General features: G+C 44.1%; 13 protein-coding genes and 1 pseudogene. All 14 read right to left on the bottom strand.

Annotation, left to right across the window (positions count from 1 at the left end; translation table 11 throughout):
• Positions 1-4: 4 nt before the first annotated feature.
• On the bottom strand, positions 5-1,165 hold the full coding sequence (locus tag F0145_RS07675; protein WP_150087729.1) for an esterase: 1,161 nt from the start codon (positions 1,163-1,165) through the stop codon (positions 5-7).
• Between the two features lie 264 nt (positions 1,166-1,429).
• The gene (locus F0145_RS07670; protein WP_150087728.1) at positions 1,430-2,557 is read right to left on the bottom strand and encodes an esterase; all 1,128 of its coding nucleotides are present in this window, start codon (positions 2,555-2,557) and stop codon (positions 1,430-1,432) included.
• Between the two features lie 177 nt (positions 2,558-2,734).
• Positions 2,735-3,634 (bottom strand): alpha/beta hydrolase, encoded by a 900-nt coding sequence (locus F0145_RS07665; protein WP_150087930.1) that lies wholly within the window; start codon positions 3,632-3,634, stop codon positions 2,735-2,737.
• Between the two features lie 96 nt (positions 3,635-3,730).
• Positions 3,731-4,984 (bottom strand): alpha/beta hydrolase, encoded by a 1,254-nt coding sequence (locus tag F0145_RS26530; RefSeq protein WP_223815885.1) that lies wholly within the window; start codon positions 4,982-4,984, stop codon positions 3,731-3,733.
• A gap of 141 nt (positions 4,985-5,125) precedes the next feature.
• Positions 5,126-6,874, bottom strand: a complete 1,749-nt coding sequence (locus tag F0145_RS07655; RefSeq protein WP_150087727.1) for a glycoside hydrolase family 43 protein — start codon at positions 6,872-6,874, stop codon at positions 5,126-5,128.
• Positions 6,875-7,025: 151 nt separating this feature from the next.
• Positions 7,026-9,488: a glycoside hydrolase family 95 protein gene (locus F0145_RS07650; RefSeq protein ID WP_150087726.1), complete on the bottom strand. Its 2,463-nt coding sequence runs from the start codon at positions 9,486-9,488 to the stop codon at positions 7,026-7,028.
• 138 nt (positions 9,489-9,626) lie between these two features.
• Positions 9,627-11,201 (bottom strand): glycoside hydrolase family 43 protein, encoded by a 1,575-nt coding sequence (locus tag F0145_RS07645; protein WP_150087725.1) that lies wholly within the window; start codon positions 11,199-11,201, stop codon positions 9,627-9,629.
• Positions 11,202-11,291: 90 nt separating this feature from the next.
• Positions 11,292-11,813, bottom strand: coding sequence for a VOC family protein (locus F0145_RS07640; protein WP_150087724.1), 522 nt, complete (start codon positions 11,811-11,813; stop codon positions 11,292-11,294).
• A 99-nt stretch (positions 11,814-11,912) separates the two neighbouring features.
• The gene (locus F0145_RS07635; RefSeq protein WP_190277490.1) at positions 11,913-12,764 is read right to left on the bottom strand and encodes a sialate O-acetylesterase; all 852 of its coding nucleotides are present in this window, start codon (positions 12,762-12,764) and stop codon (positions 11,913-11,915) included.
• Positions 12,765-12,815: 51 nt separating this feature from the next.
• Positions 12,816-14,774 (bottom strand): glycoside hydrolase family 97 protein, encoded by a 1,959-nt coding sequence (locus tag F0145_RS07630; protein ID WP_223815884.1) that lies wholly within the window; start codon positions 14,772-14,774, stop codon positions 12,816-12,818.
• A gap of 7 nt (positions 14,775-14,781) precedes the next feature.
• Positions 14,782-14,895, bottom strand: a pseudogene (locus tag F0145_RS26815) (endo-1,4-beta-xylanase); the annotation flags it as partial.
• Positions 14,896-14,982: 87 nt separating this feature from the next.
• The gene (locus F0145_RS07620) at positions 14,983-15,933 is read right to left on the bottom strand and encodes an alpha/beta hydrolase (RefSeq protein WP_150087723.1); all 951 of its coding nucleotides are present in this window, start codon (positions 15,931-15,933) and stop codon (positions 14,983-14,985) included.
• 35 nt (positions 15,934-15,968) lie between these two features.
• Positions 15,969-17,111, bottom strand: coding sequence for an endo-1,4-beta-xylanase (locus F0145_RS07615; RefSeq protein ID WP_150087722.1), 1,143 nt, complete (start codon positions 17,109-17,111; stop codon positions 15,969-15,971).
• Positions 17,112-17,664: 553 nt separating this feature from the next.
• A complete protein-coding gene (locus F0145_RS07610; protein WP_223815882.1) occupies positions 17,665-21,705 on the bottom strand; it encodes a hybrid sensor histidine kinase/response regulator transcription factor in 4,041 nt (1,346 codons plus the stop codon).
• Positions 21,706-21,775 lie beyond the last annotated feature (70 nt).

Raw genomic sequence — 21,775 nt, 5'->3', positions numbered from 1 at the left:
TTGCCTATTTAAAAAGTAATTGCGCCGTTTGGGTCAGGTAAACTTTGGTATTCATCCAGGTATGGCCGCCGTCGGTTACTAAACTTTTATAATTAACATTCTTAGCTTTCAGGAAATCCATAAACTCCACCGTTGACTTATACAGGAAGTCTTCGTTCCCAACACTTATCCAGAATAATTTTAATTGTTGGTTGGTGCGGCTGGCGTTTTCGTAAATGGGCTTGTAACTGCTTTCCATTTCCTTAGGGCTTAAATAAGCGCTGTAACTACACACCCAGGAAAATTTATCCATGTTGCTGAAGGCAGTTCGCAAAGTTTGGCCACCACCGCGGGAGAAACCGCCAATAGCGCGGTTATCTTTGTTGTTGACGGTGCGGTAATTTTTTTCGATGTAAGGCAGCACATTCTTTACTAAGTCGGCTTCAAAAGTCTTGGCCCGGCTCACGGCTTCTTCACTTTCTCTGCCCATTGGGTCGGCTGGTTTCGGGCCGCCTTTTTCCTCGGCAATGCGGGCTTCTATGTTTCCGTAAGGCATCACAATAATCATGGGTTTGGCTTTACCTTCAGCAATTAAATTATCTAATATTAAGTTGGCGCGACCAACTTTAAACCAAGTTTCTTCGGTATCGGTGGTGCCGCCAATCAGGTAAAAAACCGGATACTTTTTGGAAGCATCTTTGTCGTATCCGGGCGGGGTATAAACCACCAAAGAGCCGGTAGTGCCGGTAACCGAAGGGTAATATTCGTAACTAACCGCGCCGTGCGGCACATCTTTTAGGGCATGAATCAGCGGGGTATCGCCGGGAATATCTACTAAACTGGCTTTAAACCGCTCGTTAGGAAAGAAAGCCACATTGGCCGGGTCCATTACCGAAATACCATCTACTACAAAATTATACGGGTAAATATCGGGCTTAACCGGCCCTACGGTTACACTCCAAATGCCATTCGCTTCTTTCGTCATGGCAACCGGACCTTTCTCGAATTGGGCACTTAGTTTTACCTCTTTGGCCGAAGGTGCCTGGTACCGATAAGTCACTTTTTTATCGGGGTGAATCTGGGGCGAAACGACTAAAGGCCCTCGGGGCGGCTGGCTCATGGCATAGCTCGAAATAAAGAGCATTATCAGAAGCAGCAATAATCGAGATGCTATTTTTATTTGCATAGGTAATTTGATTTAAAAAATAATATTCGTGGTTGAAATTTAACTAATGTTTAGTTTTTGCTCCTTCGTTCTTAAACTGCCATTATCGGTACTACCTCCAACGCTTTCGCTTTTAATAAAAAGTTTAATATTTAACCATATGGAGCTAATTCCCGTCATTCTGAAAGAATCTAACCGGTGACTTGCTGGTTAGATTCTTTCAGAATGACGGGATTATATGGTAATTAGCTTTCAATAATCCTGTCTATCTCAAGCTATAATCATTTATTTAAATAGCTTTTGGGCAATGGTGGAGAGGTAGAGTTTGCAATTCATCCAGGTATGGCCGCCTTCCGAAATAAAAGTTTCGTGCTTAATTTTCTTTTCGTCCAGCACTTTCAGGTAGTCCGTTACAACCGGGTATAACATATCTTCTTTCCCTACGCCAATCCAGAATAATTTTAATCCTTGATTAATCCGCGCTGGATTAACAAAAGCAACGGCATTGTTGCGGTCGAATTCTTCTTTCAGCATGCCCGGCGCAAAACCGCAAACCCAGCCAAACAAATCCGGGTTATTCAGCCCCAGGTACAACGTTTCGCCGCCGCCGCCCGAAAATCCGGCTATGGCCCGGCTGTTTTTGTCTTTCTTAACCCGGTAATTTTGCTCTACAAAAGGTAACAGGTTGTTCATGAAATCTTTTTTAAACTCCTGCAGGTTATCCCAGTTCCGCAGACTACCCGACGATTTACTGATTACCGGATAAGCCCGGCCGTAGGGCATTACAATAATCATGGGCTGGGCCTTACTTTGGGCAATGAGGTTATCCAGTATAATATTTGCCCGACCTACTTTGGTCCAGGTTTCTTCGGTATCGGTGGTGCCGTGCAATAAATAAAGAACCGGATATTTCTTGGAGGTGTTTTTCTCATATCCGGGCGGCGTATAAACCATTACCGGCCGGGTGCCCAACTCTTTTGAATTATAATAGCGGTAAGAAAGGGTGCCGTGCGGAACCTGCTGCAACGTGTGTACCAAAGGGGTGTTACCGGTTATTTCTACGACGCTGTTCTGAAAACCTTCATTCGGGAAAATGGCGGAATTTTTAGGATCGGCTAGCATAATTCCATCTACCACAAAGCTATACGGATACATATCGGGCTTAACCGGGCCTACGGTTACGCTCCAGATACCGGCTGCATCTTTGGTCATAGGTACCGGTGCTTTTTCAAACTGGGCGTTTAATTTTACTTCTTTGGAGGCTGGCGCTAAAAAACGGAAAGTAACTTTATTATCCGGATGAACTTGGGGCGATATTACCGCTGGTGCATTTGGTGCCTGACTATAAACCAAGCTGGGTAAGCCCCAAAGAACCACGCAACAAATAAAATTAATAAGTATATTTTTTAACATAAGGGAATATGTTTTAAAATGAAGTATTCTCTAATTGTATTTAGGAATCTGATAATATTATCAATCTAATTCGGTTAGCTTCTGAATTTTATAGTTTGGTTAGGTAAGTGAGCACTATTGCGGTAAGTAACACGCTGTAATAATTTAACCCTATTAAAGGCACATAACCTACAGTTGTTACTTCATCCATTTATTTTTTCTCATCCACAAAAACAACGGGTCTATCCAGTCTTTTTGTCCGAAGATGAAGCCATGCCCGCCTTTTGGATAAATATGCATTTCAACCGCAATATTTTGATGCCGCAATTTTTGGAAATAAACAATGCTGTTATCTACATCTACCAGTTTATCGTCGGCAGCATGGGTTATATAAGCCGGCGGTGCGTTTTTAGTAACCTGCAGTTCATTGGAAAATAAATCTATTGTTTCTTTTGTCGGATTTTTGCCCAATAAATTACTTCTGGAATCGGCATGCGTTAAGCCATCCTGCATACTAATAACCGGGTACACCAAAACCTGAAAATCGGGTCGCAGATTGGTATTTTTAGGGTTTGGAATAAGTGGTTTTTCAAAATGGGTAGCCGCCGTGGAAGCCAAATGGCCGCCGGCTGAAAACCCAACAATGCCTATTTTATTTGCTTCAATGCCATACCTGGCGGCGTTCTCCCGCACATATTTAATGGCCTGTTGCGCATCCTGCAAAGGGCCAATCTTTTTGTCGGTCAGAATGGTATCGTTGGGCAGCCGGTATTTGAGTACGAAAGCCGCCACGCCCTTTTGGGCAAACGCTTTTGCCGTAGCTACGCCTTCGCCCTGGAACACAATTACTTTATAAGAACCTCCCGGACAAATAATAACTGCCGCGCCCGAAGCGTTTTCTTTGGCCGGTAAATAAACTTCTAAACTTGGTTTTACTATCCTGCGGACAAGACCGCCTGATTCCAGGTTACCAATATTTGCCCCCGATTTAACCTTGGCGTTGGGAATATTACCGGGGTATAAATCTATTACTTCCTGGGCACTGGCTGTAAAACCAACTCCTAAAAATAAAACCAGGCCAGCCACTATTTTCTTTATTAGAACCCAGAAAGGGTGCGTATGCTTTACTTTCACTTTATTTCTGAATAAAAATTGAAAATATTAGTTTGCTTAATAGGGCTGGCCTGGTTATAATTATTTAAAAAGAAGCGGTGCCATTTGGTAAAGGCTCCGGCGCCAGGTTTGAAACTCGTGGGCGGTACCCGGAGAAACATAAGTACCTACTTTGTAGCCGGCAGCTTTTAAATCAGCTTCCACTTTTGGCAACGCTTCGGCACCGCGCGTTTCTTTGCTACCGTAAGTAATATACAAAAGCTTCGGTTTCATTTTGCCTTTTAACTGTTCTGGCGTATAGTTACCACCACTCATTAATCCCCAGTAACCAAAAACTTCTGGTTTAGCCAATGTTATCGTGTGGGTTTCAAACCCGCCCATTGATAATCCGGCCATGGCACGATTATCTCTGTTAGCTATCGTTCGGAAATGAGAATCAACATAAGGTATTAACTCATCCAATAAAACAGTTTGGAAAGCGCCAACACCAGTTGGTTCACCGGCAGTTACGCCATTGGGTACAACGCCCGCTGCACCCATACCACCGCCCGCCGGACGTGGCGCCGGTGCTGCACCAGCAGCCGGAGTTGCACCTGGCGCAGTAGCAGTTGCACTAGCCGCCGGACGAGGGCCCCCTGGTCTGCCACCGGTATTGGTCATACCATAAGTCATAACCACAATAAAGGGTTTAATTCTGCCTTCGGCAATCATGTTATCCATAATCAGGTTAGTCTTGCCCTGAATAGCCCATGAAGTTTCATTTTCGCCCCAACCATGTTGCAGGTATAATACCGGGTATTTGGTATTGCCTTTTTCGTACCCCGGCGGCGTATATACATTAGCCACCCTTGATGTGTTGGTGCTTTTGGAAGGGAAAAGCACTTGTTGCACATGACCATGCGGCACATTCTTTAACGCATAAAAATCCTGGTCCTTGGCCGGTATTTCAATTCCGCTTTCCCAACGTTGTGAGCCATAGAAATTGCCGGTTCCTGGGTCATTAAAAACGCCGCCGTCTACTATCAGGTGGTAGTAGTGAAAACCTTCATCTAATGGTCCGGCGGTGGTACCGGTAAAAGCTCCATCCGCTCCTTTTGTCAATCTGGTTCCGCCTCGGCCACCTAAGCCCAAGGTTACGCGCACGCTGTCGGCCTGCGGCGCTACTATCCTGAAGCGGGCATAACCCTGGGAGTTTACCTGCGGATAATCCTGAAAGGGTTGGTTAAAACTAGACGGCTTAAAATCTTCCTTTACAGCGGGTTGATTCGTTTGGGCTAACGCCATACTACTGGTTAAGGCAGCGGCAAATAGAAGAGCTAAAGATTTAACTTGCATAGGTTAGGGTTTATAGGTGGATAATTACGCGTATGATTGAAGGGTATTTATTATTTAAAAAGCATTCCGGCGAATAAGCTTAAAAACCTTCGCCGGAATTGCTATTTGCAGGCAGTTCACCAGGAAGCTACCGCTACCTTTTTATGGTTGAATATCATTAGCAGAAGTAGCATAAAGCCCGATTAAAGCACCGGTAAAACCACCTGCCACATTCGTAGACAAGATATCGCCGGAAACCGTACCACCAATATTTTTGAAGTTTTGCTTATCCGTAGCATAGTTAAATTTATATTCATCGCCCTGCGCCACCACCTGTAACTGAACCGGTTTACGAACATCTATTTTTTCACTGGCTACAATGGTTGTTTTCCCTTTTTCGGTGCGGGCTAATACCAGGTAATTGTCCGCTCCTTTTTTAGTGATGCCCAAAACATAATTAAATTTTTCGCTCTGGTAACATGCCAAACCGGCTAAGTCTTTTTCTGATTTTGGCGAATATTTTAAGGTTACCGTTGTTTCAAAACTGTTATGTTGCTGCCGGTGCCACAGCGCCGATATAGGCGCTACCTCTTTAATGTTTTTGGCAAAAGGTGTGATTTGCAAGCCAGCTTTGCCGGTAGTAATAAATTCTTCGCGCGGACCGCGCATGCCAATCCATCGGAAATCTAAATTTTTTGCGCTAAAGTTATCGGTAAAGGTAAAGTTGCCATTTGGGAAGAAGCCATTTTGCCCGGTTTGGTTTTTTATGCCGGCCGGCATTTTTAACTTTGGTTTTAAAGGCACCAAACCATTTTCAAATACCGGAAACTCGCCACTCCAGTCTACCGGCAATATAAAGGTTTCGCGTCCGGCATTTACCCGGTCTTTTTCGTTCGGGCGAATACCTAAAAATACGCCATAATATTTACCATCCGGTCCTTCGGTTAAGTCAGCGTGGCCCGCCCAATCCATTTTATTAGGCCGGTTTTTCGGGAAATACCGTTGGGTAAGAATTGGGTTGTTTTTAGCCGGTACATAAGGTCCCATTACATTGTCACTGGAAAATATTACTTCCGTGTGGTTGTCGCCGGTACCGCCTTCGGCGCACATTAAATAATACCGGTTGTTCTTTTTGTAAATATGCGGTGCTTCAATCCAGATTGGTTTTTGTGCAATATCGGTACCCCCATTCACAATAATTTTGTCGGTGCCCGGTACCACCTGGTCTTTTTGCACATCGTACTCCCAAATTTTAATTACCCGGTGCCCATTGTACTGTTCCGTACCTTTGGGCGGCGCATCGTTGTGTACCACGTAGGCTTTACCGTTATCATCAAAGTAAAGCGAAGGGTCAATGCCATTAAACTGCAGTTTTACCGGGTCGCTCCAACCTTTTGCGGGGTCTTTGGTTTTTACTACAATATTGCCCATGCCCCCAGAAAACTGGGTGGTTATCATGTAAAAGGTATCGTTACTTTTGTTGTACTTAATATCCGGGGCATATACGCCGGCCGAAATACCCGAAGTCTCAACTTTTAACTGGGAAGTCCGGTCCAGCACGTGCCCGAGCTGTTTCCAGTTTACCAGGTCATTGGAGTGAAAAATAGGTACGCCCGGAAACATGGCAAAGGAAGAATTCACGAGGTAGTAATCATTTCCTTTGCGCGTGATGCTGGGGTCCGGATAACAGCCTTGCAGAATGGGGGTATAAAACTCGCCGGGCTGGAGCGGGTTTTTCTTGTAAATATCATCATCGCCCTTGTAGGTAAACTGCGTGAAAACCGGGGCATCTTTTAACGACGGTTTCTTAGTTTCTTGGGCCGATGCGTTAGCTGATAATAACAGAGCAGCCAAGGATGCGAATACGTGCCCCTTTTGGAGCAAAGAAAAATTAAACTTGTACTTTTTCATTAATAGAATTTAGTTTTTACCCGAGGGCAATTTTTGTAATTGAACCACTATTTTAATATCGAATAGTCTTTATCAGGCGGCTAAACCAGCCCGCGTATAGTTGATTGTTTTTAATCAGCTCCTACAAATCTGTATCAGATAATTTTAAGTGCTACATGGCAGTAAGCGTATAGGTTTTTCCGGCTTGCGTAGGCACATCGTACAGCAAAGTTTCCTTTAAATTTACCGGCGTAATGGTTGCCTGCCCAGCTACCAAGGCAGCCGGGGTTTCCTCTACCTGGTAAAAAGGATTGGTATTATTGCCGCTTGCCTTCTTCAAGGAGCCACCCGCTAACCTTAAGGCATTAGGAGCGCGCAACCGCAGATTACCACCCAGCTTTGATTTAACAACTACCTTTACCAGCTTGCCATTTTTCCATTGCAGGCTTTCTATTTCAAAGCCGCCAATGGCCCGCAAACCACTGATACTGCCACTGGCCTGCCAAACATCGGGCAGCGCCGGTAATAAATGCACGGCTCCGTCGGCGCTTTGCATCAACATTTCCGTAATGCCCGAGGTACAGCCAAAATTGCCGTCAATCTGAAACGGCGGGTGGGCATCAAACAGATTATTATAAGAACCGCCGCCTTCTCCGCGCCCTAGTTTTACCGGTGAAAGCTGGGCTTGAATTAATTTATAAGCGTGATTGCCATCGAGCATGCGGGCCCACCAGTTTACTTTCCAGCCCATGCTCCAGCCCGTAGAAATATCGCCGCGGTGCGTTAAAGTAGTTTTAGCCGCGCTGTATAATTGCGGGGTACGGTACGGCGAAATTTGATTAGAGGGGAATAATCCGTATAAATGCGAAATATGCCGGTGGTTATCTTTCGGGTTGTCAATGTCATCGAGCCACTCCTGTAACTGCCCGTGTTGCCCCACTTGCATCGGGGGCAAACGTTTGCGCATTTGTTTTAGGGTATCAGCAAAAGCAAAATCTTTTTTCAGAATTTCCGCTGCTTTTATGGTCGTGCTGAATATATCAAAAACAATTTGGTTGGTCATGGTGGTACCGGCATCCAGCGAAGAATTCTGGTGGGCGGCAGGAGCATTTTCCGGCGACATATCCGGGTTGATTACCAGCCATTTTTTAGTGGGATGTTCAATTAAAAAATCAACGTAAAAAGTAGCCGCTTCCTTTAAAACCGGGTAAACCGAAGACAGGAAAGCTTTGTCGCCGTTATATAAATAATGTTCCCACAAATGCTGACTGGTCCAGCCGCCGGCCCCATTCCAGATGCCCCAGGTAGCGCCGTCAACCGCGCCGGTAGCTCGCCAAATATCGGTATTATGGTGGGCCGCCCAGCCCCGGGCACCGTACATCTCTTTAGCCGTTTGCCGACCGGTAACGGCCATATCTTTTACCAGTTGCAGGAAAGGTTCGTGCAGTTCCGATAAGTTGGTTTTTTCGGCCGGCCAATAATTCATCTGGGCATTAATGTTAATGGTATATTTACTATCCCAGGGCGGCCGCACTTTATTATTCCAGATGCCTTGCAGGTTAGCGGCCTGCCCACCTGGCTGCGACGAAGAAATTAGTAAATACCGCCCGTATTGGTAGTAAAGCGTTACCAGGTGCGGGTCGTTTCCGGAGGCAAATTGTTTAAGCCGATCGTCGGTGGGCAGGTTTGCCGCTGCGGTGCTACCCAAATCCAGTTTAACCCGGTTAAAATATTTTTGATAGGCGGCAATATGGGCTGGTAAAATGATAGCGTAAGATTTCGGATAGGCTTTATTTAAATATTCAGCCGCTCTTTTATCTGCATCGCCAGTTACATCGTGGTAATTATTAAAGTTGGTGGCAATGGAAATATAAATGGTAGCACTATTGGCATTTTTAATAATAAGCGAAGTATCATTAGTGGTAAGCGCCCCCCCATCTAACTTAACTTTGGCAATGCCTTTAAAGTTTACCATGCCTTTAACAGATTCGTGGTCCATGGTAGTGCCGGCAATGGTTAGCTCCTTGGCCGCCGTGGTTTGTACTGTAGTTTTAGGCAGAGGCTTGGTGAAAGAAGCCTGAAACGAAATATTACCCGGTTTGCTGGCTGTTAAACGCATCACTATTACCTGGTCCGGGAAAGAGGCTAAGGCTTCGCGGGTATAAGTTACGCCATTTACGGTATAAGAAGTTTTGGTAATTGCCTTTTCAATATCCAGCTCCCGGTAATAATTAGAGTAAGAGTCGTGGCCATCGAAAAACAAATGGAGATTTCCAACCGGCTGAAACATTTGCCCGTGCGACTTTTTGGTGATAATGGCCTGGTTAGCAATTTTTTCGGCTTCCTTCTGCTTGCCTGCAAAAATAAGTTGACGTATTCTGGCTAAAGAATCCAGCGCCATCGGATTATCGTTCCGGTTTGGGCTGCCGCTCCAAACGGTATGTTCATTTAGCTGAATAATTTCTTTTTCTACATTCCCGTAAACCATTGCTCCCAACCGGCCATTGCCAATGGGTAAGGCATTTTCCCAGGTGGTACCCGATGGGTTTTTATACCATAACTTTAATCCGGGTTTATTTTGGGAAAAGCCCGGAATGGTTATTAATAGCAAAAAGACAAAAAGTATTTTTTTCATTTTGTTACACGTAAAATATTCAAGCGTTAGCCTGGTTAAAATTCAACTGCCTTAGCGTATTTCCATTATGGCCTTTCTGTTACCGGCGGCAGGATTAAACCAGCTTTCCTTTTTTTAATATTTGGTAAGGATTATTCCTTATTTTATACTAGAAATCTGATCCGTAATATGGAAATAATCAAAATCGGCATAGCCCCCCGGCGTTTTAGTGGCATAGTTAAATAAGCCAAAGCGGTAACCCATAAAATGCGGCAGGGTATAAGCCATTTTCAATTGTGTTCCTACAGGCATCCAGGTTTTACCATCGAGGCTGTAAAAGAAATTGGCTACGTCTTTCCTATCCGTGAAATTGCATTCGGCTTTAAAGTAAACTGTTTTTTGAGTAAGCGGAATACTTAGTGCTTCTATTGGTTTGCCGGTACTGGCATTAATCATGACGATGTTCTTGCTGGTGCCATTAACTTTAACGCCTACCAAACCATAATTTTTTTGCAAAAGCGCCAAACCGGCAAAATCACCATCTTTTAGGTTCGAAACATCAAGGGCCGTACTACCCGAAGAAACCGGACCTATTGTGCGTTGAGTTAAGGTATTTCGGGCTTGTAGGAAAGTGGTATCAATTCTGCCGGTTTTCAGGCGCAAATACCCTTTCCGTTCGGTAACCGACCAAAGTTTGTTATCCGGGTTATGGTTCCACTGCCAAACCAAAGGCAAAGCAGCCGCCCCTTTTTTACGGGTAAAATCATCGGAAGCCACAATGTTTGGCATTAAGCCTTTGCTCGCCGGCAGATTAAGTGTTTCGGGTACTTTGCCGTTAACGCCCAGTACCGGCCAACCATCTTCCCATTTTACCGGAACGAGGTACGGGATACGACCTACGGCGCCATAATCGCGGAATAAATAAGCATACCATTCTCCTCCTGGTGTATCAATCAAACCACCTTGCGCTACCCCTTTATCTTGTAAGGCCACTCTCCCTTCGTAAGGTCCGGTTATTTTATCAGCCCGGTGAATAATAACGGTGCGCATGCCGCCTCGGGGCCAGGCAATATTAAACAGGTAATATTTGCCATTCACTTTAAAAAGCTGCGAGCCTTCGGCCGGCAAGCCTACATTGGACCCGGTTGGGGCGGTGGCATTTTCTATCAGCACCCGTTCCGTACCGGGCTTTACGCCGGACAAATCGCTCTTAAGTTCTACTAGCTGGAGTTTACCTGCTCCCCAGATTAAATAAATACGGCCATCGTCATCGAAAAATAAGGTATGGTCGTGGTAAGACGGCGAGAAAGAGGTGGCTTTCCAGGGGCCTTTTTCAATATCTTTGGTGGTATATATGTGCGTCTTGCCCGTTGTTTGGGCAAAGGTGGTAACATAGTAAGTTCCGTTATGAAACCGAATGCTGCTCGCCCACGAACCTTTTCCGTAAGTGCTTTTACCGTTATTAAGATTTAGTTCATCAATATCAGCCAAGGTATCGTAGGCATAACTTACCATTTGCCAATTCACCAGGTCTTTTGACTTCATAATCGGTACCCCCGGACTCATGTGCATGGTGGTACTGCTCATGTAGTAAGTATCGCCCACCCGTATAATGGCAATATCGGGCACATCCGCGTGAATAATAGGATTCTGAGCGCCCTGACCATAGGAAGGAAAAAGGATGCAGAGATAAACAAGGGTAAAAAAGACTAGTTGTAAAGGGCTGTTTTTCATTAAGAATATTTATAATATAAAGCTACCGCGGAAAGCTAATTATCCTTTAAATTTCTGAATCAGGGCATATATTTACCTCAAAATTATTCCTTATTCCATTGGTCCAATTAGCTCTATAAAAGTACCATCAGGGTCTTGCACCAACACAAAGTGCGATTTCTGGTTTAAAGGAATAGGCGAACTGCCCAGGAAAGTAACATTCTTTGCCTTCAGCCTTTCAATAACCGGTTTCAGGGCTTTTACATTAATGGTAATATATTGCACCCCGGTATCATCCTGAATAAATTTTGATTTAGATTTCGTGGCTTTTTTGCCAAAGCTCATCAGTTTCCATTCATTTGCTTCCGGGCTGTTCTCTAGTTTTAAAACGGTTACATCCGTAGCAACTCCATTCGAAAGGCCGGAACGTTTCCCAAAATCTTCATTAATTTTAAAGCTGTAGGCTTTAGTCATGCCGATGCCGTTTACATAAAAATCTAAGGAGCGTTCCAAATCCGATACCACCACCCCCATGCCAATTAACTTACTACTAAAGTTAGATTGTGCATAAGAAACACAACTCAGCAAACAGGCCGCAACCAGAAAAGAAAATTTTACAACTGCTTTTTTCATGTTTATAATTATCAATTTTAATTTGTTCTATAATTTTTTAGAAATTGATTACTGGTAATTGTTTTAAATTAGATACTTTTCTTACTGAATATATTAGAGCTACTTAGAGGAAGATTTTTGGATTTTTAATAAGGCCAACATCTTCTCTCCGTAGCGTTTACCTAATTTCCGGTAACCTTCGGCCGTAAAATGCAAGTGGTCCGGTACAGCCGTACAACCTTCCGAAGGAATAACGTGGGCAGTCGGAATTGTTTTGGGCAGTTTGGCGATGATGGCATTCATGCTGGCGCAGGCTCCACCTTCTTCTTTACTTACTAGTTCGCCGGCTAATAACGGAACAGCTTTGGCGTTTAGCCCTAAATCCTGGAGCAGATTATCGTATACCCCTTTTACTTTTACTGGCCACTGAGCATCACCGGTGTTCGATTCGCCTTGGTGCATCAAAATCCCCTTAATTACCCCGTCTTTTTGAGCCAGTTTTGCCATTTCTACCAAACGCGCATAGGGGTTTCCATCGTAAGATTTTATAAAATTAATCATCCAGTTAGGAGCGGTTGACACATACGATTGATAATTATTTTTATCAAATAACTCTATTTTGCAACCACCCACGGATACATTAATTACGCCTACCGTAATATTTTCCGGTAAGTCAGCCACTAAAGTCCGGCCAAAATAATCAGCCGGGGTCAGGCCGGTATTACATCTGGCTAATGGCGGCACCGCCGGGTACCATTCTCCTTTTTTTCGGCCCAAGTCAGGACAATCAACGGCTTCTAATACTTTAAACCGGCTAACCGCAGTAGTGTCTTGGGGTTCAAATTTGGCGTTGCCCTCCATGTTCGATTGCCCAAAACACAGAAAAATATAGAAGTTGGGATTCTGCGCAAAAGCGTTTATTTGGAGAGTAAGCAAAAAGACTAATAGTCCAAATATTCTTTTATACCTCATGTTCTAAAATTTACTTAGGGTGTAATTTATAGCCGACACTTCACAAATTGATTATTGCACTAGCACTACGCCGCCTTTCGGCTGCATCGTAATATTAAGGCTGCCATTTTTATTCACCTTTACACTTTTTGTGTAGCTGGTGCCATCGGTATTATCGCCGTAAAATTTAACCTCTTTTCCCGCTAACATGGGCAAATTAAGTTTTAACGTAAGCGGCTCCGCAAGGGCATTTACACCGGTAACATACCATTTATCGGCGTGCTGGCGCGCTAATACACAATATTTTCCGGGGTATCCATCAATGAACTTTGTTTCCTGCCAAGTGGTTGGCACTTGTTTCATAAAATCGATAGCGAAGGCCGGGGCGTCCTCTAAATTATTAGGGGCCAAGGCAAAAAACTGTACCGGATTCTGGAACAGAACGGCCGTTGCTAATTGAAATACATCCGTTGTTCTTCTGTAATTGCCGCCATTGTTATTCCGGTTATAGCGTTTATTTAAAACCACGCCGCCAAACTCCATGGCGCCCACGGCATTTCTGATAAAGGGATGCAAAGTAGCATTAAAGGCTTCCTGGTCATTGAACCCTTGGCTGAACATCAGGTTTTCCGAGGCCAGAATAGCTTCGCTGCCTACATAATTTGGGAACATCCGCTCCCACCCTCTTGGTAATGTTGTTCCGTGAAAAACGGCCATTAAACCATAGTCGTTGGCATCGGATAACAGGTCTTCGTAGAGACGCATGACTTCCTGTTTATCACCGCCGAAGAAATCTACTTTAATGCCTTTTACGCCGTTCTGCTTCATCCACTGCATTTCCTTTTTCCGGACAATAGACGACTGCATTTTGTTTTTTGGTCCTTGGGGTGCATCATTCGCCACCCCGTTGGAGTTGTACCACAGAAATACCCCAACTCCTTTAGAACCGGCATATTTAATTAATTCTTCCATGCGCGGATAGCCAACTTGTTTATCCCACCAGGCATCCATCAGAATAAATTTATAACCTAATTGGGCGGCCAAATCAATATATTTTACCTGGTCCTCGTAGTTCATGCTCCGGTCCTGCCACATAATCCAGCTCCAGGTTCCTTTACCAAATTCGTAGGTTTTAGATGGCTCATACAACGGCTCGACCACATCGTACGGAATAGTGGTTTCCACAATAGATTTCAATCCTTTTCCGACCGTAATGGTTCGCCAAGGAGTAGTGGCGGGCAATCCGATGGCCGCGCCGGAGCTGCCAAAACCGTTATTTTCGGTTTTATCCGGAAAAGCAATCGAATATATTCCATCGTTGGTTGGGTCGCTTAAATGAGAAGCACAATACGAGCCACTTACTCCAGTTTCCGAAATAAGCACCCAGTGGTCATCTAATTTAAATAAACCCGGAAAAGTATAGCCTAAACCACTGGCCGAACGACTAGAAATATCTTGGTCTATCTTAAAGCCTTCTTCATAACTGGGCTTAGTTCGGGCAAAACCCACCATAGACTTAGACTGAGAAGTTAGAAAGCTTTTTGCCTCCTGCGGGAAATTAAAACCGGTATTCTCTTTTTCTACTACTAACGCTAAAGGCACCCCGGCTTCCGGTATTTCGTACCGAAAAGCGATATTATCATTGCTCACCCGGAACACCACATTCAACAGCTTTTTGTTTTTATTGATATAAGAGCAAACCAACTCATTGGCTACGTAGTGAATATCAGTCCGCTTAATTTTACTTTGCTGGTAACGCTGGTCAATGGTGTTCCGCTTGGTACCAACCAAAGATAAATCGGCGGAAAGGTTAACCAGGTTGGTTTCTAATCCTAAAGGAGAATTTTCTAAAACCAGCTTTTTCCCGTGCGTAACCCGGTAAAAAGGCTGACCATTTTGTAGCAATACTTCTACCTGCAGTTGCCCATCGGGGCTTTTAACCGTGTTATCCTGGGCCTGCGCCATACCGGGTAAAAAAATAAATAAAATAATAAAACGCTGAAAGACAATTGTTAACTTATTAAAACTCATCTAATATTTATGGTTTAGCAATTTGAATAATTGATTTGACTACCGGCTTGGGCTGATTATTCCGGTCGAAAAGTAAGGGATAATTGGTTCGGCCCCGAACTGGCCAGCCATTAAGCCAGGATTGCTTGTTCTTTTCATGTTAAATAAAAATAATAAGCAATTCTCCTTAGTCAACTCATATTTATGGCATTTATCAAGTGACTGCTGATCACTTACCGGTCTTGGCCGTGAGAAATTTGTTCACATTTAACCAATGGATGAAGGCATCGAACCAGCGATTACTGGTTCGGTCAGGATTGCCGAGACCGAAACCGTGGCCGCTATTTTGGTAAAGGTGGAACTCGACCGGTATACCTGCTTTATACCAGGATTCAACCACCCCGAATTGGCCGCGGAAAAGAAAATCATCGGAGGCGATAGCATTAAACATGGGCGGAGCGTTCTTCGGCACCTCCACCGGGCCCATACCACCATAGATGGGACCAATGAAGGCCAATTTCATGGTTTTGGAGTTGAGGGTTGAATGCATCGTAAGGCCGGCACCGGCCGAGAAGCCGATCATGCCTATTCTGTCCGTATCGACACCCCACTCCTTGGCCCTTTTGAGTATTAAGGCATAAGCAGCCTCAGCGTCCTCAAGTTGGTCAGACAGGTCCAGCTGCGGCTGACTTGGTGGCGTTGCACCTGGCGAAGTGTTGGCAGATGCGGCTGGTGCAGGCCGAGGTCGATTCATCCCTGCCTTAAATTCGTCGAGCGATTCCGGGGTTGGGTGGAGCCGGTACTTTAGTACAAAAGCGGCGATTCCTTGATCCGCCAGGGCCTGGGCGACTTCCCAGCCCTCGTTTCCCATAGAAAGCCATCTGTAACCACCACCGGGTGCCACGATCACAGCCGTGCCATTCGCCTTACCTGGTTTTGGCAGGAAGGGCGTTAGAGTTGCAGTGGAGATGTTGCGCGCCATAGGGTCGCCCCACTGACGGAACCAGGTCTCGGGGGCTTTCTGGCCATCCACACCGCCCGTGCCGAGCGGAATGGCTTTCGGTTCGGCAGGAGCTTTAAGTGGATAGATGGTACCGTCCTGCGCCATTGCTGAACCAGCAAAAACTAGTAAGACGACCAAAATGAACGTTTTAGCCAATTTCATACAATTGTAAGTCATGATTAGGTAATTATTGGGTGAACTCCTAGGAATTATTATTGTTGTCGGGCAATTTGAATGATAGATTTGACTACCGGCTTAGGTTGATTATTTCGGTCGAAAAGCAAAGGGTAGTTGGTCCGGCCCCGAACTGGCCAGCCATTAAGCCAGGATTGCTTGTCGTTTACCCCCCAAACGGTTACCCGCTCAATTTTATCCTGGTGCTTTGTAAAGAGCTTGAATAAACTTAAATAACGCTCATTAAAGGCCGTAGCTACTGAATCGGGTAAGCCGTTGGTATATGGGTTAATTTTTTGCTGATATTCGAAACTGGCAGATACTTCGGCGCCAACATTCCCCCAGGTAGTGGGCAGTACGTTAACATCCATCTCGGTTATAGAAACTTTTACCTTTAGGTCGGAATAAGCCAGAATGCTTTTTTCAAACTCTTCTATGGTAGGATGTTTTAAACTAACGTGGCCCTGCATGCCAATTCCATCTACTTGTACACCCTGTTTCTGCAGATTTTTCACCATAGCTACCACACCTTCTCTTTTCTTAGGCGTTTCCATGTTGTAATCGTTGTAATACAATACGGCTTTGGGGTCGGCTTCACGGGCAAACTGAAAAGCCAGTTTTACAAAATCTTCTCCCAAAATTTCGTAGAACTTACTTTTTCGCCACGAACCATCGTCCTGAATAGCTTCGTTTACTACATCCCAGGAATGTACGCGTCCTTTATACCGGCCAACTACTGTAGAAATATGATCTTTCATGCGTTGTGTTAATACCTCGGGCGATACATTTTTTCCTTGCTCGTCGGTAAAAAACCATCGAGGGGCTTGGGAGTGCCAGATTAATGTGTGGCCATGAATATGCATCTTATTTTGCTCGCCAAAAGCAACAAACTGGTCGGCCAAGTCGAAACGGAAATTGCCTTGCTGCGGCTGAATTAAACCGCTTTTCATAATATTTTCGGCCACAATGGAGTTAAAGTGAGCTTTAATTACCCTAATGGTAGCCGTGTCGCTCCCGGTAATCTGCCCTGTGTTAAGCGCGGTACCTATAAAAAATTTATCTTTAAAAGCCTCTTTAAGCGTTAATTCACGACTATCATTTTTTGCTACTTTACAGCCCAAACTGAAAACAACCAGACAAAAAATGAATGATTTATAAATTAATCCTTTCTCTTTATTCATATATAATTTTAGTAGCAGTGGGTTTGCGGCAAATTCTATTTCTGTTTATTCCAATATTCTTATACCAGGCAATTAATATTCCGGCTTGCTGATGTAAGAGAGCTTTTCACTTAAAAATCAACTATACACTTCTTTTGCGGCGTAAAGGCAAAGTTAATTATCTGTAGAATTAAGGAAATAGGCTTACCGTTATAGGTAGGTAGTTTTATGTTACAAACATTTGGGCTGATGTAACATAATAGCAAAAAATTACCACAAGGCAGCTTTATACCAGAAAAGTTGCGTTAAATATTAATATTCCTGAAGCGGAAAAACAGGCTGCAAGAAATTTGGCTTTTTAATTATTTAAGAGGATGTTGCGTGAATCTCAATTCCGGAACCAACCCATTGCCGCCTGGCACAAAAGGTTAATGTAAAAATAAACCAACAGGTACTGGCCCTAAATGAATATTTTATTGTTTACACTTATTGGGGTACATCAATATTTATGTGGTGTACGTCAATATTTCAAATTACCTGTAACCAATTTTTCTACCCTATTCAGCAAAAAGTGTTAGTCCAACACGGTTCGTTTTTGTAAGGCAACCACATGAGACTCCATATACGCAGTTGGAGATACGCCATAAAGCTCCTTAAAGGCCGTTGAAAAGGCTGCCAGGTTGGTGAATCCAACAGCAAAAGCTACCTCCGAAATATTTATATGCTTGCTGGCCAGCAGGTCTGCCGCTTGCTTCAGGCGTATGTTGCGAATAAAATCGCGGGGAGATTGGTTTGTTAGTTCTTTTAATTTACGATGTAAGTGTACCCGGCTAATACCAATTTCACTGGCAATCATGTCCACGTTTAAGGCAGGATTATTAATATTTTGGTTAATCAGGTCCAGGAGTTTATGCAACAACTTTTCATCCGCCGACTTTAGCGCAATTTTCTGCACTTTAGCATCCTGGTGTTGGTGGCCACTAAAATTGTTCCGGAGCATCTCCCGGTTTCTAATAAGGTTCTGTACCGTTCTTTTCAGAATTTCCAGGTTAAATGGTTTTACCAAATAAGCATCGGCTCCAATACCCAAACCTTCAATATTATCTTCTTCCTGCGATTTGGCCGTTAATAAAATAATTGGAATGTGGTTAATATTTACATTCTGTTTTATTTTACGGCAAAGCGTAATTCCGTCCATTTCGGGCATCATTACATCACTAATAATTAAATCTGGTGTTTTATCCAGCAAAATAGATAAGGCTTCTTTCCCGTTGGCACTCTCCATCAGGTGGTACTCGGTCGCAAATTCCTGGCAGATGTATTTGCGAATTTCATCATCATCATCTACTACCAGCAAACGTTTTTTGGTTTTTGATTTTATTTTAATTGCCTCCGTTGTAGCTGCTGGAGTGGTTAAAGCCGGAATGACTGGCTCCAATTTCGGCGCGAGAGGAAGTACTTCCAACAGCTCGCCTGGTTGCAGGTGTTCCTTCCCTAAGGGCAAACGCATGATAAATCGGCAACCCTGGCCTTCCGGATTGTTTTCTGCCCGTATGTGGCCATGATGCAGTTCTACGATGGACCGGGTAAGGTTTAGGCCAATGCCCGTACCTTGCACAAAATAGTTCTGAGCCGATTTGGCCTGGTAAAAACACTCAAATATTTTTTCGTGCTCACTCTCCTCAATGCCAATGCCGCTATCCGAAACTATAATTTCAAAATATTGCCGTAGTTCCTTTACTGCTTTTTCATCCTTACCGGTTTGGAGATAAACGTCGATTGTACCGTTTTCGGGGGTAAATTTAAAAGCATTGGCCAAAACATTCAGGATAGCTTTATCGAAATGATTGGGATCTATCCACACGGGTAGTTGCTCGGGCTGGTGGTGAAAGCGTAAAGAAATATTTTTAGCCTGAGCTTGTTCGTTGAATATAGCACAAAGCTCTTGTATAAAACTTACAACTTCAGTTTGCTGAAATCTTAATTGCAATTGCCCCTGGTCAATCTTACGCAAGTCCATTAACTGATTTATGAGGCGCAGAATACGTTCAGAATTTCGCTGCATAAGGGCGTAAGATTTCTGACGATCCAGGTCTTTATCAATTGCTATCAGCTTTTTTAACGGACTGATAATTAAAGACATGGGTGTGCGAATTTCATGCGAAATATTAATAAAGAACTGCAACTTGGCATCGTTAACTTGTTTGGCTTGCAAGTGTTCCTGCATCTTCCGGCGCGTGCGCTGCCGCAGGCGAATTTGCTGTACTATTAAAAAGAACACGGCAATTAAGAGGAACGCGTATACAATCTTAGCGTAGGTCGAAAAATACCAAGCGGGCGAAATAACGATTAAAATTTCTTTTTCATCAGAATAATGGCTGTAATCTTTTGCCCTGTACCGGAAGCGGTACGTTCCGGGTGTTAAGTCGGTAAAATTTACGGTGTTTGTTCCTGCCCGGAGGTTAACCCAATTACCAGATTCCCAAGCGTATTGGTAGGTAATCCGCTCCGGATTGGCAAAGTCCATGGCCGATAATTCTATGCTAAAGGCGTTATCCTGGTGCGAGAATTGAAATTTATCGGCATCCATTACAGCGGCATCTACAATATTATAGTTGCCGGATTTCATGCCCTGCTTCACCGCCTGATTATGCAGATAAAAACCGGTTATACGCACTGCCAGCTTTTTGCCGGGGTTGGCCGTTACCGCCGGAATTTGCTCCGGATGAAAATAGGTGATGCCATTAATTCCGCCAAAAATAATTTGTTTGCTTTGGTTTACGAAGGCGGCTCCTTTGCTAAATTCATTGCCCTGCAAGCCGTCGTTCGCAAAATAATTAATAAAGCTACGGTTGTTAGGATTCAGCCGGGAAATACCAAAATTAGTACTAATCCAAATATTGCCTGCTTCGTCTCCCTTAACGGCACAAACCACATTACTGGGCAGCCCATCGTCCATGGTATAAGCCTTTAGCTGCTTCGTTTCGGCCTCTAAAAACATCAGGCCCTGGGAGGTGCCAATCCAAATATTGCCTTTTGGGTCTTCGTGCAAAGAGTATACAATATGCCCGGGTAGCAAACGATTAGTGCCGTGTGTAGAAGCAAAATTTTTGGTTTTTAAATCCAGGCAACCAATTCCATCATAAGTACCAATATACAGTTTATTTAGGCTGGTTAAGAGCAGGCAATTAATCCAACTGTTATGCAGCGCATTATTGCTTCCCGTCTTATTTGCCCCGGCAGCAACATTGTAGTGGGTAATATTTTGCGAGCCTAAATCCATGGCGTACAGCCCGGTTCCCATACTGCCAATCCACAGTGTCTTTTGCCTATCTTCTACCAGGCTAAAAATACCCTTTACTGGTTCAGAATTTTCATCCCGAAGAATCGTTACGTATTCACACTTACCGGTTTTGGGGTTTAATTTTGCCAGGCCGTGCAGGTCAGAGCCCAACCAAAAATTATGGTTTGAGTCTTCGAAAATACTCCGGATGGAAGAAGAAACCGAAGCGGGATCATTCGTCCGGTTAAAGTGAGCCTGCTGTTTGCCATCCGGGCGTATTCCGTAAAGCCCATCGCTGTCGGTACCTACCCAGAGCGTACCCTGGTGGTCTTCCAGAACCGAGAGAACAGCGTTGGAACCAATAATATTGTTTTGTATAGATTTATACCCAATATATTTAAAATTGCTGGCGCTGGCCGGCAGCAGCATTACGCCTTTCTGGTAAATACCTAGCCAGAGATTGCCCGCCTGATCTTCCAGAATAGAGCTCACTTTCGACTTTTTAAAATCAAAGGTTGCAACGTTGAAGTTTCCATCCGTAATAATTTTTTTCTTCAGGTCATAGACTTTTATGCCTTCGCCGTCGGTTCCGAGGTAAAGCTTGTCTTTTTGCCCCAGGTGTAAAGTGCTGATAGATAAATTTGGCGAAGAAGCGTAGGGAATCTGTTCAAATTCATCGGTTGCTTTATTATGAATAAAAAGCCCCTGGGTTACACTGCTCACATACACATTACCTTCTTTATCCTGACAAATACTGGAAATGGTGCTTTGGGGCGATTTTTTTGAACCCAGGAATTGCTTTCTTTTATTTTTCTGACTAATCCGGAAAAGCCCTTGGTCGGGGGTAGCTACCCAAATATTCTGGTCTTTGTCTTCGAAAAGGTAGCTGGCCACTTCTGCCGGAACTAGTTGTTTAAGCTGATGGGCTTGCGGTTCCTTTCCTTCCAATTTTAATGAAAATACGCCAAAACCACCGGTTCCAATCAGAATCTCACCATTTTGCCGTTCCGTTATGCTTAGCACATGGGCATTAAATTGCCTGCCGTTTTCCAGTATAAGGGGAATTTGCCGGAATGAATCGGTAGCATGATCGTATAACTGCAAGCCGTTGAAATAGCCCACCAGCAAACGACCTTTCCGGTCCTCGAACAAAAGGCGTACATAATTATTTAATACAGACTGTGGGTTCTGCGGATCATGCTTATAGATAGTGAACTTAGAACCATCGTACCGGTTCAACCCATCTTCGGTAGCCACCCAAATTATACCCTTGCTATCCTGAAAAACCTGGTAGATAAGACTATTGGAGAGCTCTAAGTCCACGGTAAACATCTTACCAGACTGGGAGTATCCAATATTTATTAGCCAAAAGAACAGAAAGAAAAGCCTGTATTGTAACTTC

The organism is Adhaeribacter rhizoryzae (assembly GCF_008629685.1).
Taxonomy (GTDB): domain Bacteria; phylum Bacteroidota; class Bacteroidia; order Cytophagales; family Hymenobacteraceae; genus Adhaeribacter; species Adhaeribacter rhizoryzae.
This window is presented reverse-complemented; position numbering and strand designations above follow the sequence as displayed.